12 protein-coding genes and 1 pseudogene are annotated in these 14,577 nt (G+C 46.1%); 10 read left to right on the top strand and 3 right to left on the bottom strand.

Going from position 1 to position 14,577, the window contains the following annotated elements; translation table 11 throughout:
* Nucleotides 1–7: 7 nt before the first annotated feature.
* The gene (locus tag FD968_RS02400) at nt 8–1,318 is read right to left on the bottom strand and encodes a homoserine dehydrogenase (protein ID WP_215367202.1); all 1,311 of its coding nucleotides are present in this window, start codon (nt 1,316–1,318) and stop codon (nt 8–10) included.
* Nucleotides 1,315–2,571, bottom strand: coding sequence for a pyridoxal phosphate-dependent aminotransferase (locus FD968_RS02395; protein ID WP_215367201.1), 1,257 nt, complete (start codon nt 2,569–2,571; stop codon nt 1,315–1,317). The genes FD968_RS02400 and FD968_RS02395 overlap by 4 nt, the downstream gene beginning before the upstream one ends.
* A 79-nt stretch (nt 2,572–2,650) precedes the next feature.
* Here FD968_RS02395 and FD968_RS02390 point away from each other — a divergent pair, with 79 nt between their 5' ends.
* From FD968_RS02390 to FD968_RS02345, 10 genes and pseudogenes are all read left to right on the top strand, one after another.
* Complete coding sequence (locus tag FD968_RS02390; RefSeq protein ID WP_215367200.1) at nt 2,651–3,028, top strand: Mth938-like domain-containing protein; 378 nt, start codon at nt 2,651–2,653, stop codon at nt 3,026–3,028.
* Entirely contained in the window at nt 3,028–4,719 is a 1,692-nt protein-coding gene (locus FD968_RS02385; protein ID WP_215367199.1) for a glycosyltransferase family 39 protein, read from the top strand. Before FD968_RS02390 ends, FD968_RS02385 begins: the two co-directional genes overlap by 1 nt.
* A 12-nt stretch (nt 4,720–4,731) precedes the next feature.
* Nucleotides 4,732–5,898 (top strand): DegT/DnrJ/EryC1/StrS aminotransferase family protein, encoded by a 1,167-nt coding sequence (locus tag FD968_RS02380; RefSeq protein WP_215367198.1) that lies wholly within the window; start codon nt 4,732–4,734, stop codon nt 5,896–5,898.
* 41 nt (nt 5,899–5,939) lie between these two features.
* Nucleotides 5,940–6,902 carry a glycosyltransferase gene (locus tag FD968_RS02375; RefSeq protein WP_215367197.1) on the top strand — a complete coding sequence of 321 codons (963 nt, stop codon included), beginning with the start codon at nt 5,940–5,942 and terminating at the stop codon, nt 6,900–6,902.
* Complete coding sequence (locus tag FD968_RS02370; protein ID WP_215367196.1) at nt 6,903–7,772, top strand: formyltransferase; 870 nt, start codon at nt 6,903–6,905, stop codon at nt 7,770–7,772.
* 38 nt (nt 7,773–7,810) lie between these two features.
* Entirely contained in the window at nt 7,811–8,857 is a 1,047-nt protein-coding gene (locus tag FD968_RS02365) for a bifunctional UDP-4-keto-pentose/UDP-xylose synthase (RefSeq protein WP_215367195.1), read from the top strand.
* Nucleotides 8,858–8,878: 21 nt separating this feature from the next.
* Nucleotides 8,879–9,799 (top strand): polysaccharide deacetylase family protein, encoded by a 921-nt coding sequence (locus tag FD968_RS02360; protein ID WP_215367194.1) that lies wholly within the window; start codon nt 8,879–8,881, stop codon nt 9,797–9,799.
* 46 nt (nt 9,800–9,845) lie between these two features.
* Entirely contained in the window at nt 9,846–10,313 is a 468-nt protein-coding gene (locus tag FD968_RS02355; protein WP_215367193.1) for a peroxiredoxin, read from the top strand.
* A gap of 235 nt (nt 10,314–10,548) precedes the next feature.
* The gene (locus tag FD968_RS02350; RefSeq protein ID WP_215367192.1) at nt 10,549–12,195 is read left to right on the top strand and encodes a PhoH family protein; all 1,647 of its coding nucleotides are present in this window, start codon (nt 10,549–10,551) and stop codon (nt 12,193–12,195) included.
* A 124-nt stretch (nt 12,196–12,319) separates the two neighbouring features.
* Nucleotides 12,320–12,703 (top strand): annotated as a pseudogene (locus tag FD968_RS02345) (C40 family peptidase); the annotation flags it as partial.
* 8 nt (nt 12,704–12,711) lie between these two features.
* On the opposite strand, the gene FD968_RS02340 reads toward FD968_RS02345, so the two are convergent.
* Nucleotides 12,712–14,577: autotransporter-associated beta strand repeat-containing protein (locus tag FD968_RS02340; RefSeq protein ID WP_215367190.1), on the bottom strand; the 1,866-nt coding region annotated here is incomplete at its 5' end.

Raw genomic sequence — 14,577 nt, 5'->3', positions numbered from 1 at the left:
GATTTAATTAAGACAGATTTTCTAAACGAATCTTCACCACTTCACCAGCAACCGTTTTGAGATTCTCAATCTCTTTAATTGCGGCGATCATGTTCTTTTCTTTAGTTTCGTGAGTTAAGGCAACCAAATCGGTTTGGCTCTCACCTTCGTCAGCTTCTTTTTGTAGGAGCGCATCAATCGATACGCCATGCGAAGCCAAGATTTTCGTGATATCCGCTAGAACGCCAGCCTGATCCGCCACGCGCATACGCAGGTAATAGCTTGTCGTAATCTCACCGATTGGCAATACAGGCGTGTTTTGGACGGACTCTGGTTGGAATGCCAAGTAAGGAACGCGATGCTCAGGATCCGCGCTCAATAACCGTGTGATATCCACTAAGTCGGCAATGACTGCGGAAGCAGTTGGCTCTGAACCAGCGCCTTTGCCATAGTAAAGAGTTGTACCAACAGCATCACCAAATACCTGAACCGCATTCATCGCACCTTCGACGTTTGCAATTAAACGCTTAGAAGGAATTAAAGTTGGATGTACACGTAATTCAACGCCAGTTGTCGTTTTCTTGGCAATACCCAATAACTTGATACGGTAACCCAATTGCTCAGCGTAACGAATATCAATCGCTGCTAATTTAGTAATACCCTCAACGTGAGCCTTTTCAAACTGCATTGGAATACCAAATGCAATTGCGCTCATGATGGTTGCTTTATGAGCAGCATCAACGCCTTCAATATCGAAGGTTGGATCCGCTTCCGCATAGCCTAAACGTTGCGCTTCTTTGAGAACGGTTGCAAAGTCCAAGCCTTTATCACGCATCTCAGAGAGAATGAAGTTGGTGGTGCCATTGATGATGCCGGCAATCCACTCAATACGGTTCGCCGTTAAACCCTCACGCAAAGCTTTAATGATCGGAATGCCACCGGCAACTGCCGCTTCGAAAGCGACCATCACGCCTTTGGCATGAGCTGCTTTAAAAATCTCATTGCCGTGAACAGCAATCAAGGCCTTGTTAGCAGTAACCACATGCTTACCTGCTGCGATCGCCTCTAAAACGAGATCCTTGGCAATACCATAGCCACCAATAAGCTCGACAACGATATCAATTTCAGGGTTATTGATCACCGCACGAGCGTCATTAACGATCTGCGCACGATCTTTAACGATCTCTTTAGCACGCTCTACATTGAGGTCAGCAACGGTATTAATACGAATGCCACGACCAGCGCGACGAGTAATCTCATCTTGGTTGCGCTCGAGCACAGTGAATACGCCACCACCAACGGTGCCAATACCTAATAGACCTACTTGAATCGGTTTCATGATGCCTTTGCTGCAGTTGAAGAAGCCTTACGGCCATGCTTATTACGATAACGCTCGAGAAAACGTGCGAGGCGACCAATCGCCTCTTTAAGCACATCTTCGTGAGGTAAGAACACTACGCGGAAGTGATCAGGCTTGGCCCAGTTAAAACCAGAGCCCTGCACTAACAATACTTTCTCTTCTTTTAAGAGATCAGCAACAAACTGTTGATCATCTTCTATAGGGTAAACATCTGGATCTAACTTTGGAAATAAATACAAAGCAGATTTTGGTTTGACACAAGTCACACCGGGAATATCCGTAATCAATTTCCAAGCAAGGTCACGTTGCTTTGCTAAGCGACCGCCCTCACCTACTAAATCATTAATACTTTGATATCCACCCAATGCCGTTTGAATCGCATATTGACCTGGCACATTTGCGCACAAGCGCATCGACGCCAACATATTAAGGCCTTCAATATAGTCACGCACCATCTCTTTGTCGCCTGAAACCACCATCCAGCCTGCTCGATAGCCGCATGAGCGGTAGTTCTTAGACAAGCCGTTAAAGGTGATGATGACAACATCATTCGATAAAGAAGCTAAAGAAATATGTTTCTCGCCGTCATACAACATCTTGTCGTAGATTTCATCAGCAAACAAAATCAAACCATGTTCGCGAGCAATATTGGTCAACTCAAGCAACACTTCTTTAGAGTAAATCGCACCTGTTGGATTATTTGGATTGATCACCACAATTGCTTTTGTACGGGGAGTAATTTTTTTGCGCAGATCATTTAAGTCTGGCGCCCAATCTTTTGACTCATCGCACAAATAGTGCACAGGGGTACCACTCGACAAACTAACTGCAGCTGTCCATAGTGGGTAGTCTGGTGTTGGCACTAAAACTTCATCGCCATCATTTAAGAGCGCGTTCATCGAAAGTACGATGAGCTCAGATACACCGTTACCGGTATAAACATCATCCAAAGCTACACCTTGAATGCCTTTTTCTTGGCAGTACTGCATGATGGCTTTACGAGCAGCAAAAATACCCTTGGAATCAGAATAAGCAGAAGCGTTACTCAAATTACGAATCATGTCCAACTGAATCTCTTCAGGAGGATCGAAACCGAAAACCCCTACGTTTCCGATGTTTAATTTGATAATTTTGTGACCCTCTTCCTCCATGCGCTGAGCTAGCTCGAGCACTGGCCCACGAATGTCGTAACAGACGTTATCGAGTTTTTGGGACTTTAGGATAGGTTTCACAATAAATTAAAGGGTAAGTTCTTGAAATCTTGGAAAAAACAGCTAGCTATAATCCACATAATTATGACAGAGAGTCCACTTGAAGCTTCAATCTGACCCCCATTCTGGAGCCAATACGATCACCGGCTATGGCGATGGCTATGTAGAGATCAACAAGGTCCCATATGCCCATGCTGTCTTATTGAGCTCTGATGGGGCCATTTCGGAGTGGTCCGCAAAGTCCTTTGATGACCTAGAAGCTAGCCATTTTGCTCAAATGGTCAATCTCAAGCCTGAATTAATTCTCATAGGCACAGGCAGTCGTCAGCGGTTTCCGAAGCCAGAACTCTTAAAAGCCCTCATCGCAGCCAAAATTGGCTTTGAAATCATGGACTCTCAGGCAGCCTGCCGTACTTACAACATCTTGGTGGGCGAGGGCCGTATCGTCCTACTCGCCTTAATAGTGGAACCCGCTTAATGCAATTTGGGCAAATTCGGCAGTCGTCTGCTTTGCATCCCGGCAAAATTTTGCTCTTACTGCTGATTTATGCCTTACTCTGGTTTGGAACCTTGAGCTATCGGCACCTCATTCCATCGGACGAAGGGCGCTATGCAGAAATGGCCAGAGAAATGTTGGTTACCGGCGATTGGGTCACTCCTCGCTATAACGGCTACAAGTATTTTGAAAAGCCCCCTCTACAAGTTTGGGCAACCGCTGCAGCATTCCAAGTCTTTGGCATTGGTGATTGGCAAGCCAGACTCTGGACAGCTCTCACTGGATTTTTAACGATTCTGGCCATTGGCTTTACTGGCGCACGTATTTACAACGCAAGAGCAGGATGGTTAGCTGCAGCAGTATTGGCTTCGAGCCCAATGTGGGTCATTAGCGGCCACTTCAATTCTTTAGATATGGGTCTGTCTGCATTTTTAGTAGCAGCTCTTTGCAGCCTCTTGCTTGCACAAACTGCTCACAATAAATTTAGCTCTCGCAACTGGATGTGGGCTTGCTGGATTTTCATGGCACTGGCAACACTTTCAAAAGGGGTTATTGGTGCCGCTATACCGGCAATGGTGTTTATTGCATATTCAATTAGCACTTGGGACTGGAAAATCTGGACGCGCTTACGTTTGTTGAGCGGACTGATCTTGTTCTTAGTGATCACTGCGCCTTGGTTTGTTTTGGTAGCACAACGTAATCCGGAGTTTTTGGAATTCTTCTTTATTCATGAGCACCTGCAACGCTTTACACAAGACGCCCATAGTAGAACTGGTCCCATCTATTACTTCATACCCCTACTACTCATAGGCATCCTCCCCTGGGTTTTACAAATCCCAGGCGCAATTGCACAAGCCTGGCAGGATCGCAGACGTGAGTTCTCCAGTGGATGGTTATTGGTCTGCTGGTTTGTGGTGATCTTTGCGTTCTTCAGTGTGTCACGCTCTAAATTACCAGGCTATATCATTCCGATTTTTCCAGCTTTAGCTTTATTAATTGGTAATCGCTTAGATCGCTTACTTGGAAATACCAACTCCATGACAATGCCATGGAAGTTACAAACACTTGGTTTTGCACTTTTAGGCTGCGTTGGATTTTTCTTCTTATCGGAAATTGGCAAGCAAGCAAGGCCAGATGAAATGGAAGCATATGCGCAATATACCTACTGGGTCATAGCTGCATTGATTGCGCTGATTGTTTTTAGTCTTTACGCAACACTGCAATCCAAACGAAATGGCTTACAAAGCATTGTTAGTTTTGCAAGTGGCTTTTTCTTATGCGCCATCATTGCTGGCACTGGTCACGAAACCTTAGGTCGGGCAGTCTCAGGAATTGATCTTGCTAATCGAGTGAAAGCAAGTATTCCTGCGAACGTGAATTTCTATTCAGTGCGCCTGCTAGATCACACCATGCCATTCTATTTAGGTAGAACCATGATCATGGTTGAAGACCCAGATGAATTACGGTTTGGCGTAAATCAGCAACCAGAATTGTGGATGCCGACTATAGAGTCGTTTATTACTCGCTGGCAGGAAGACCAAACTGCCTACGCCATCATGGTTCCAGAACAATATATAGCGCTTCAGGGCTTAAACCTGCCGATGCAGGAAGTAGATCGCGACTCTCGTAGAGTCATCGTAAAACATCCAGACACCTCAAGCGTGACCAAGTAATATAAGACACCTATGTCGAATTCCAGCCCTACTTTTATCCCCTTCACGCGCCCTAGTTTTAATCAAGAAACGATTGATGCTGTGGCTGAGGTGTTGCGTTCTGGATGGGTAACGTCGGGACCAAAATTAGCCGAGTTCGAGGCAACCCTAAGTGAATATTTAGGTGGCCGGCCTGTGCGTTGTTTTGCCAATGGCACAGCAACTATGAAGATTGCATTGCAAGTTGCAGGCATTGGCGAAGGTGATGAAGTCATCACAACACCAATTTCTTGGGTAGCCACTTCTAATGTGATTCTGAGTGTTGGCGCAAAACCCGTCTTTGTTGATATCGATCCCGTGACACGTAATATTGACCTCAATAAAGTAGCGGCGGCCATTACTCCGAAGACACGCGCCATCATGCCAGTGTATTTAGCAGGCCTGCCCGTAGATATGGATCAACTCTACGCTTTAGCCAAGCAATATAAGTTGCGCGTGATTGAAGATGCTGCGCAAGCCTTTGGCTCACAATGGAAAGGTAAGAAGATTGGCAGTTTTGGCGATCTGGTGAGCTTTAGCTTCCAAGCGAATAAGAATCTCACCACGGTTGAGGGCGGCTGCCTTGTACTAAACAACTCTGATGAAGCCAAGCTTGCGGAAAAATTTCGTCTACAAGGTTTAACGCGTCAAGGTATGGATGGGATGGATGTCGATGTTCTTGGCGGTAAAGATAATTTAACTGATGTGAATGCAGTGATTGGCTTGCAACAACTCAAACAATTGCCCGCTTATCAAACACGCCGTGCTGCACTAGCTCGTCAATATTTCGATGCCCTTCGCACTGAAATGAAATCAGCTAGCTTAGAAAATCTCAAATTAGAGTTGCCAGTTGAAAACTTTAGCGAAAGTAATTGGCACATGTTTCAGGTAGTGCTTCCACTGGATCAACTGAACTGTGATCGCGCTCAAGTCATGACTGAGCTAAGAGATCTTGGCATCGGTACTGGCGTGCACTATCCAGCAATCACAGGCTTTACCTTGTACAAAGAACAAGGTTATAAAACTAGCGATACTCCGATTGCAGAACATATCGGACGCTCCATCCTCACCCTTCCCCTATTTCCAGGTATGGCTGATGAGGATATTGGCCGTATAGCCAGCGGATTCGTCGTAATCCTCAAAAAACACCGCAAAAACTAGTCTTATTGGGTTAGATCCCCAGAATCAGGCAAAATTGCAGCATGACTGCAAACTTAGTTGCTAACCCAAAGCTCAGTATCGTTATTCCCGTATACAACGAGGAAGATGGCCTTCAAGCTTTATTTGATCGCCTCTACCCCGCATTAGATGCTGTTGCCGCCAAACGCAATATTGCTTACGAAATCGTTTTTGTAAATGACGGCAGTAAAGATCGCTCCGCTGGAATTCTGGCTAAGCAAGTCGACTTGCGCCCAGATGTGACTCGCGCAGTGTTATTTCATAGCAACTTTGGTCAGCACATGGCCATCATGGCTGGCTTTGAATACGCTCAAGGCGAATACATCATTACCTTAGATGCGGATTTACAAAATCCCCCCGAAGAAATTGATGCGCTCACCGAGCAATTATTAAAAGGTCATGATTACGTAGGCACTATTCGCGCAGAACGTCGCGATAGTTTCTTCAGAAAATTTGCCTCACGTGCCATGAACCGTTTACGTGAAAACATTACACGCATCACTATGACCGATCAAGGCTGCATGTTGCGCGGCTATAGCCGTCGGATTGTTGACCTCGTCCGCCAATGTGACGAGAACAATACTTTTATTCCTGCACTGGCTTATACCTTTGCTGCGAACCCGATTGAAATTACCGTCAAACACGAAGAGCGTTTTGCTGGTGAGTCCAAGTACAGTCTCTATCAACTCATTCGTTTGAACTTTGATTTGGTGACCGGCTTTTCTATCATGCCTTTGCAGATTTTCTCGATCCTGGGCATGCTACTCTCCCTGGCTGCGGGCAGCTTGTTTGCCTACTTGCTAGTACGCCGCTTTGTACTGGGTGCCGAGGTTGAGGGAGTCTTCACCCTCTTCGCACTGACCTTCTTCTTAATTGGCGTCATGCTCTTTGGTCTAGGTCTTCTGGGCGAATACATCGGTCGCATCTACCAACAAATCCGCAATCGCCCGCGTTATGTTGTGCAAACTATTTTAGAGAAAAAATAATTGCGCGCAGTCGTATTCGCATATCACGATGTTGGGGTCAATTGCCTTAAAGCCTTGCTCAATGCTGGTATTCAAGTTGACCTTGTAGTAACCCATGAAGATGATCCCAATGAGAATGTCTGGTTTGGCAGCGTCGCCAAACTCTGCCAAGCAAAAGGCATTTCCTTCATCACGCCAAGCGCTAGCGAGTTAAATGATTTAACTCCGAAACTTGCAGCACTATCACCAGATTACATTTTCTCTTTCTATTACCGCCATATGATTCCGGCACAAATCTTGGCTTGCTCCAAGATTGCTGCGCTCAACATGCATGGCTCACTCTTACCTAAGTTTCGTGGAAGAGCGCCAGTCAATTGGGCGATCTTGCATGGGGAAACTGAAACGGGTGCCACCTTGCATGTTATGGAAGTTAAACCTGATGCAGGTGATATTGTTGGGCAAGTCGCAGTCAGTATTGGCCCGGATGAAACCGCTACCGATGTTTTTGGAAAAGTCAGTGGTGCTGCGGTAGAGGTCATGAACCAGGCGCTACCCGAGTTAATCCAGGGCAAGGTGCCGCGCAAACCCAATGATCTTCAAAAAGGCAGCTATTTTGGAGGCAGAAAGCCTGCTGATGGACAGATTCACTGGGGTCAAACAGCTCAACAAGTCCATGACCTGGTGAGAGCGGTTGCACCCCCATATCCGGGCGCCTTTACCAATCATGAGGGCGAGACTATGATCGTCGCCAAAACCAGCCTAAAAGGTCCATTTCCCGCCAATCTGAATCTTGGCATCCAGGGTATCCAAGTGGTTGATAATCGGGTATTCGGCATTTGCGGTGACCACCAAGCAGTTGAAGTCTTGGAATGGTTCCCAGCAAGCAAATAAGCATCAAATACAAATTAGATTAAAACGAGGCAGTAAAGATGAAAAAAGTACTCATTCTTGGTGTAAACGGTTTTATTGGTCACCATCTTTCCAAACGCATTCTGGAGACAACCGATTGGGATGTCTACGGGATGGATATGCAGAATGATCGATTAGGTGATTTGATTAAGCACCCTCGTATGCATTTCTTTGAAGGTGATATCACCATCAATAAAGAATGGGTTGAGTATCACATTCGCAAATGCGATGTCATCTTGCCATTGGTTGCGATCGCAACACCAGCAACCTATGTACAACAACCGCTCAAAGTATTTGAGCTCGACTTCGAAGCCAATCTTCCCATCGTTCGCTCCGCCGTTAAATACAAAAAGCATTTAGTATTTCCATCAACCTCCGAGGTTTATGGCATGTGCGAGGACAGCGAATTTGATCCATCTCAATCCAATATGGTTTATGGTCCGATCAACAAGCCGCGCTGGATCTATGCCTGCTCTAAGCAATTAATGGATCGCGTGATTTGGGGCTATGGCATGGAAGGATTGCGCTTTACTCTCTTTCGCCCATTCAACTGGATTGGACCTGGCTTAGATAGTATCTATACGCCAAAAGAAGGCTCATCCCGTGTAGTGACGCAGTTCCTAGGTCACATTGTGCGCGGCGAACCCATTAACTTGGTAGATGGCGGTGCACAAAAACGCGCCTTCACCTATATCGATGACGGCATTGATGCCCTCATGCGTATTATCGACAATAAAGATGGTATTGCTAACGGCAAGATCTATAACATCGGCAACCCAAAGAACAATCACTCTGTTCGTGAATTGGCCAATCAAATGCTCGACATCGCTCGTAGCATCCCTGAGTACGCTAAGACAGCGAATGATGTGAAGATTGTGGAAACGACTTCTGGTGCCTATTACGGCGAAGGTTACCAAGACGTGCAAAACCGGGTGCCAGCAATTGATAACACCATGAGTGAATTGGGTTGGAAGCCAACCACAACGATGGCAGATGCTCTCAAGAATATTTTTGAGGCTTACCGTCAGGACGTTGAAAAAGCCCGCTCTTTAGTTGATAAAGAATAAGCAGAGTAACTACAAGGATTCATGGCTAAGATTGCTCTCAAGGTTGATGTTGATACCTTACGCGGTACTAAAGAAGGCGTCCCTAATCTGGCTCGAACCCTTAAGCGCTTTGGCTTAAAAGCCACCTTCCTATTTAGCCTGGGTCCTGACCACACTGGCTGGGCTCTCAAAAGAGTCTTTCGCCCGGGGTTTCTAAAAAAAGTGAGTCGCACTTCTGTCGTTGAACACTACGGCATCAAAACACTCTTGTATGGCGTTCTACTTCCTGGACCAGATATTGGCAAAAAGGCTGCGGCAGAAATGCGCGAGATTGATCAGGCTGGACATGAAACTGGCATTCATACTTGGGACCACGTTGCTTGGCAAGATGCTGTTCGCAATCAAGATTCAGCATGGACTAAGGCGATGATGCAAAAAAGCTGGGATCGCTTTCTCGAAATCTTTGGTCATGCTCCACTAACTTATGGTGCTGCAGGTTGGCAAATGAATGAAGCTGCTTTTGAGCAACTCGATCAATGGGGCATTGAATATTCATCTGATGGCAGAGCTGAACCCAACTTATTGCCCTATCGCTTAGCGCTTGCGACAGGTAAGGCAAAGCATGTGCAGTACCCAACCACACTGCCGACTTTTGATGAACTCATTGGGATTGATGGTGACGATGAATTTGGAGCGGTCAAAAAACTCCTGGCAATCACCCAAAGCAATCCGAATGACCAAGTCTTTACGCTACATGCAGAGCTAGAAGGGCAAAAACTTCTACCTGCATTTGAACGGCTATTAGCTGGATGGCTAAATCAAGGCCATGATCTCGTAACCATGGGCCAGTTGCACCAATCTTGGAAGGCCACCAATCAACTAGATAAAATAGCGGTATTACCACTGACTTGGGGTGAAATACCCAACCGTAGTGGGGAAATGATTATTCAGCACATTGAATGAAATAACTAAATCAGTAAAACCAAGAGACAAACAACAAAGGATCATCATGACAGTAGCTATCGGCCAACCTATCCCAGCATGCGCTATTCCTGCGACTTCAGGCCTGACTTTTTCTCCAGCATCTGCTAAGGGGAAAAAATTGGTGCTGTACTTTTATCCTAAAGATATGACTCCTGGTTGCACTGCTGAGTCAGGCGAATTTCGTGACAATATTGAGGCATTTACCAAAGCCAATACCTTGATCGTTGGCGTATCACGCGATAGTCTGAAGTCTCATGACAATTTCCGTAGCAAATTAGACCTGCCGTTTGAGCTCGTCGCCGATACCGAAGAAAAGCTCTGCCAACTTTTTGGCGTCATTAAGATGAAGAATATGTACGGTAAACAGGTTCGCGGTATCGAGCGTAGCACCTTCCTCTTTGACTCCTCTGGCAAGCTAGTTCAAGAGTGGCGTGGTCTCAAGGTTCCAGGCCATGTGACAGAGGTATTACAGGCCGCTAAAGCCGCTAAATAATTTTTACAACAATTTGTTCTAGGGTGCTTGCAAACCCCAAAATTTGGGGTAAAGTGAAGTCATATGCACCGTAAACGACGGGAAAGTCTGACAATCCGTTTGAATCAGAAGCCTGACTATCTCATAGCAGGTTCGGGGAGTAACCCCCTCCGTTTTTTAGAAGTTCTTGTAACCAGTTTCGTAATAAACCGTCAATGCACTCCGCTTGGCGGTTTTTTCTTTTAGGAGAGTCTGCATGCCATTGCCACCCATCCCAACTCAAATTGCTGATCAAGTGAAGCTTAGTCGGAAAGATACCCCCGACTTAAAGAAGCGTCCCGCGCCAGCAAAACCAGTGGTGGTAGAAAGTTCTGATTGGGCGAACGATGCAGAAGAGGATTTATCTGCAGCAGAAGTGGCTCTTGAAAAAATTAAAGCGGATCGTAGCTCAGCACGTAATGACAACAAAGCCGCTACACCAGAAAAACCAAAACGCGTGATTCGCACTGGGCCTCCAAGTTTGTTTGTGCTGGACACCAATGTGTTGATGCATGATCCAAGCTCCTTGTTCCGCTTCTCAGAACATGATCTTTTCTTACCAATGACCACTCTTGAGGAATTAGACAATCACAAGAAGGGTATGACTGAGGTAGCGCGCAATGCCCGTACGGTCAGCCGATCCCTTGATCAGTTGGTTGCTGGTACTAGTGGCACCTTGGATGATGGCATTCCTCTCAATAAACTTGGCAACCAAGATGTTTCTGGTCGTCTGTATTTCCAGACCAAGCTCTCAACGCAAGCATTGCCAGAAGGCCTTCCTGAAGGCAAAGGCGATAACATGATTTTGGCTGTAGTGAGTGAGTTACAAAAAACTCGCAACGGTCAAGAAGTTGTATTGGTATCCAAAGATATCAACATGCGTATTAAGGCACGCGCCTTAGGCTTGCCTGCTGAAGATTATTTCAACGACCAGGTATTAGAAGATCGTGACTTGATGTATTCAGGCGTGATGTCACTGCCAGCAGACTTTTGGCCAAAGCATGGCAAAGATATGGAAAGCTGGGCTGACTCTAAATCTGGCACCATGTTCTATCGAGTGACCGGCCCTTCTGTGCCAAGCATGCTGGTCAACCAGTTTGTTTATCAAGAAAACCCAGATGGCTCTACCCCTTTCTACGCCCACGTTCGAGAGATCAATGGCAAGACTGCTCTTCTACAAACCTTGCGCGACTTCTCTCACCAAAAGAATAATGTCTGGAGCGTCACCGCCCGTAATCGTGAGCAGAACTTCGCAATGAACTTGCTGATGAACCCTGATGTGGACTTTGTAACCCTCCTGGGGCAAGCTGGTACCGGTAAAACCCTGTTAGCCCTAGCAGCTGGCCTTGAGCAAGTATTAGATAGCAAACGTTATAACGAGATCATTATTACTCGTGCCACTGTTCCCGTGGGTGAAGATATTGGTTTCTTGCCAGGCACCGAAGAAGAAAAAATGCAACCCTGGATGGGGGCTTTTGATGACAACCTTGAAGTACTCCAACGTAATGATGATGCTGGTGAATGGGGTCGTGCCGCTACTCAAGAACTCATTCGCTCACGCATCAAAGTTAAGAGCATGAACTTTATGCGGGGCAGAACCTTTGTCAGTAAGTTTGTGATTATTGATGAAGCGCAAAACTTAACTCCAAAGCAAATGAAAACTCTGGTGACCCGTGCGGGCCCAGGAACCAAAATTGTTTGCTTAGGCAATATTGCGCAGATTGATACCCCTTACTTAACCGAAGGGTCATCTGGCCTCACTTATGTCGTGGACCGCTTTAAAGGTTGGCGTCATGGCGGCCATGTGACTCTTGCGCGTGGCGAGCGCTCACGTCTTGCGGACCATGCTGCTGACGCTCTCTAAGCAAACCCTCTCATGCCGCACTCTTCTGGGGTGCGGCATTTTTATTTGTACGATTCTGGCGATATCGGGATGCAGTACATTTGGAAGTAAGTCCAACCAAGCAAAGGTAGCTCAGTTCAAACAGGACACCAGCGTTGGTACGGAAGATATTTCAATTGCAGCGCTTGGCTTAGTGGATGTTCCGTATCGTTATGGCGGTAACACCCCCAAAGGTGGCTTTGATTGTAGTGGTCTCATTGTCTATGTGTACAACAAGGCTGCTGGTATTAAATTACCTCGCACTATTCAACTAATGAGTACCCAAGGAAGAAGCGTTGAGAATCAGCCGCCGGCTCCAGGTGATCTAGTTTTCTTCAACACTACTGGTGAAAAATATTCACATGCTGGCATCTATGTGGGCCAAGGAAGATTTGTTCATGCACCCAGCGCAGGCGGCACTGTACGTCTTGATTACATTACCTCACCCTATTGGGCGGCAAAATTTACTGAGGCAAGGCGAATAGCACCTTAGTAAATCTAGAAGCCAACTGTATAGGTCGCCAGTGCCGTAGTCGTGTTTGTGGCAATGAATGGTTGCTGTTGCCACAAGATATTGAGCCCCAAGCGTTCTCTCTTGTTAATGTCATACATCAATCCAGCAGTAGCCGTTGCCATTGAATTCACATTACCTGGCATGGCAACACTTAAACTTTCGAGCCCAACAATAGCGCTTGTCACCTGGTAATTCGACATTGAGTATTTTAGGTTCTGTTGAATACCGATCGAGGCAGTGCCAGTTAAATTCTCTGTCAATCCAACCTTAAATCCGAGGCCACCAATTGCAGAGAACGTATTTTGCGCCATCGCTCCATATGAAAGCGGTAGCGTAACACTAGCGTTACTATTTTCCGAATATGCTCCAGTATTTACACGGGTGTAACGAAGACCAATATAGGGTACAAGTGAAACAGAATCTGTGACGGGTTGATGATAATTTGTCGTTAATTGATAGCCCTGCCCATTGAATTGGGTTGATCCAGAGCCCGCCTCAGTATTGGAAAGCTGTTGGCGAGTAATATTCAATGTGCTTGCCGAGCTCACACCGGAGGCCTGTATACCCAATCCTGTTTCATCGGAATTCATATGCCATTTGGCAAATAGTCCCCACATAGGGCTTGTTTTGCTCTGACTAAATCCCGAAGGAGTGCCGATGTTAATCGACTGGTCAGCAAAAGCACCAAAACGGAAATTTTGTGACGGCTTATAACCAATAACTACCAAGCCAGCTTGCTGGTTGGCTGATGGTGATGGGCCTGCATAGGTATAGCGGCCACCAACACTAACGCAAATATTATTCTTATCGTAAATACGGCAATCATAAGTTAAGGCCGCTTGATAGGCAGCAACTTGTTGATTGTAGATATTAGCCAAACCAGCTGCACTGATCTGAACTGACTGAACTGTATTGGCAGTATCAACCTCAGTAAAAGGAGAATCAATCTCGAGATAGACTTCCTTACCTGTGTAATCGTAGCTCAAGCGATACTTGGATAGCGCAGTGTCAAAATCATTAGTAAAGCTTGAAAAAGTTCCCGATAAACTGCCTGTTGAGTTAATCAAGGTATAACGACCTGCGTTGTAATGGCCAGGAGCGGCATTGACATATAAACCCCCTGCTAAGCTGGTTGTACCAGTTACGATTAGCTTTTCGGCATTGGCAGTTGTCAGACCCATCTTTAATGTGCCCGAGCTTGATTGAGCGTAGCTACCACCCAGATTAGTGTTAACGGTCTTTTGCTGAATATCAAATGTGCCGTTATTCGTAACCAAACCTGAGTTGGCAATTGAGCCTGAATTAGCCAAAGCCAATGTGCTACCACTGCTGATAGTTGTTTGACCTGAATAAGTATTTGCTCCTGAGAGTGTCACAGCACCAGATCCCAGAATATCTACTGTGCCAGTTCCACTCATAACACCCGAATATGAGCCGCTTGTGCCTTGATTAAACTGTAGGGCTGCGTTATTGATGATATTACCCTGTAAGCTAGTGGTATCACCAATTAAAGCACCAGTAGAGACAGTTGTACCCCCACTATACGTATTGGCACCTGAGAGAGTTAAGGTGCTGGCACCTTCTTTTACTAAGACACCAGTTCCACTCATAACTCCAGCGTAAGTGCCAGCAGATGCCTGGTTAAAATCTACCGTTGAATTATTAAGAATATTTCCTTGTAAGCTGGTCGTGTTACCAGCTAGGGTTCCAGCGGAGACTGTGGTACCCCCACTATACGTATTGGCACCTGAGAGAGTTAAGGTGCTGGCACCTTCTTTTACTAAGACACCAGTTCCACTCATAACTCCAGCGTAAGTGCCAGCAGATGCCTGGTTAAAATCTACCGTTGA

This window comes from Polynucleobacter sp. AP-Titi-500A-B4 (genome assembly GCF_018688095.1).
Taxonomy (GTDB): Bacteria; Pseudomonadota; Gammaproteobacteria; order Burkholderiales; family Burkholderiaceae; genus Polynucleobacter.
Note: the sequence above shows the minus strand (reverse complement) of the source record. Positions and strands in the feature narration are given on the sequence as shown.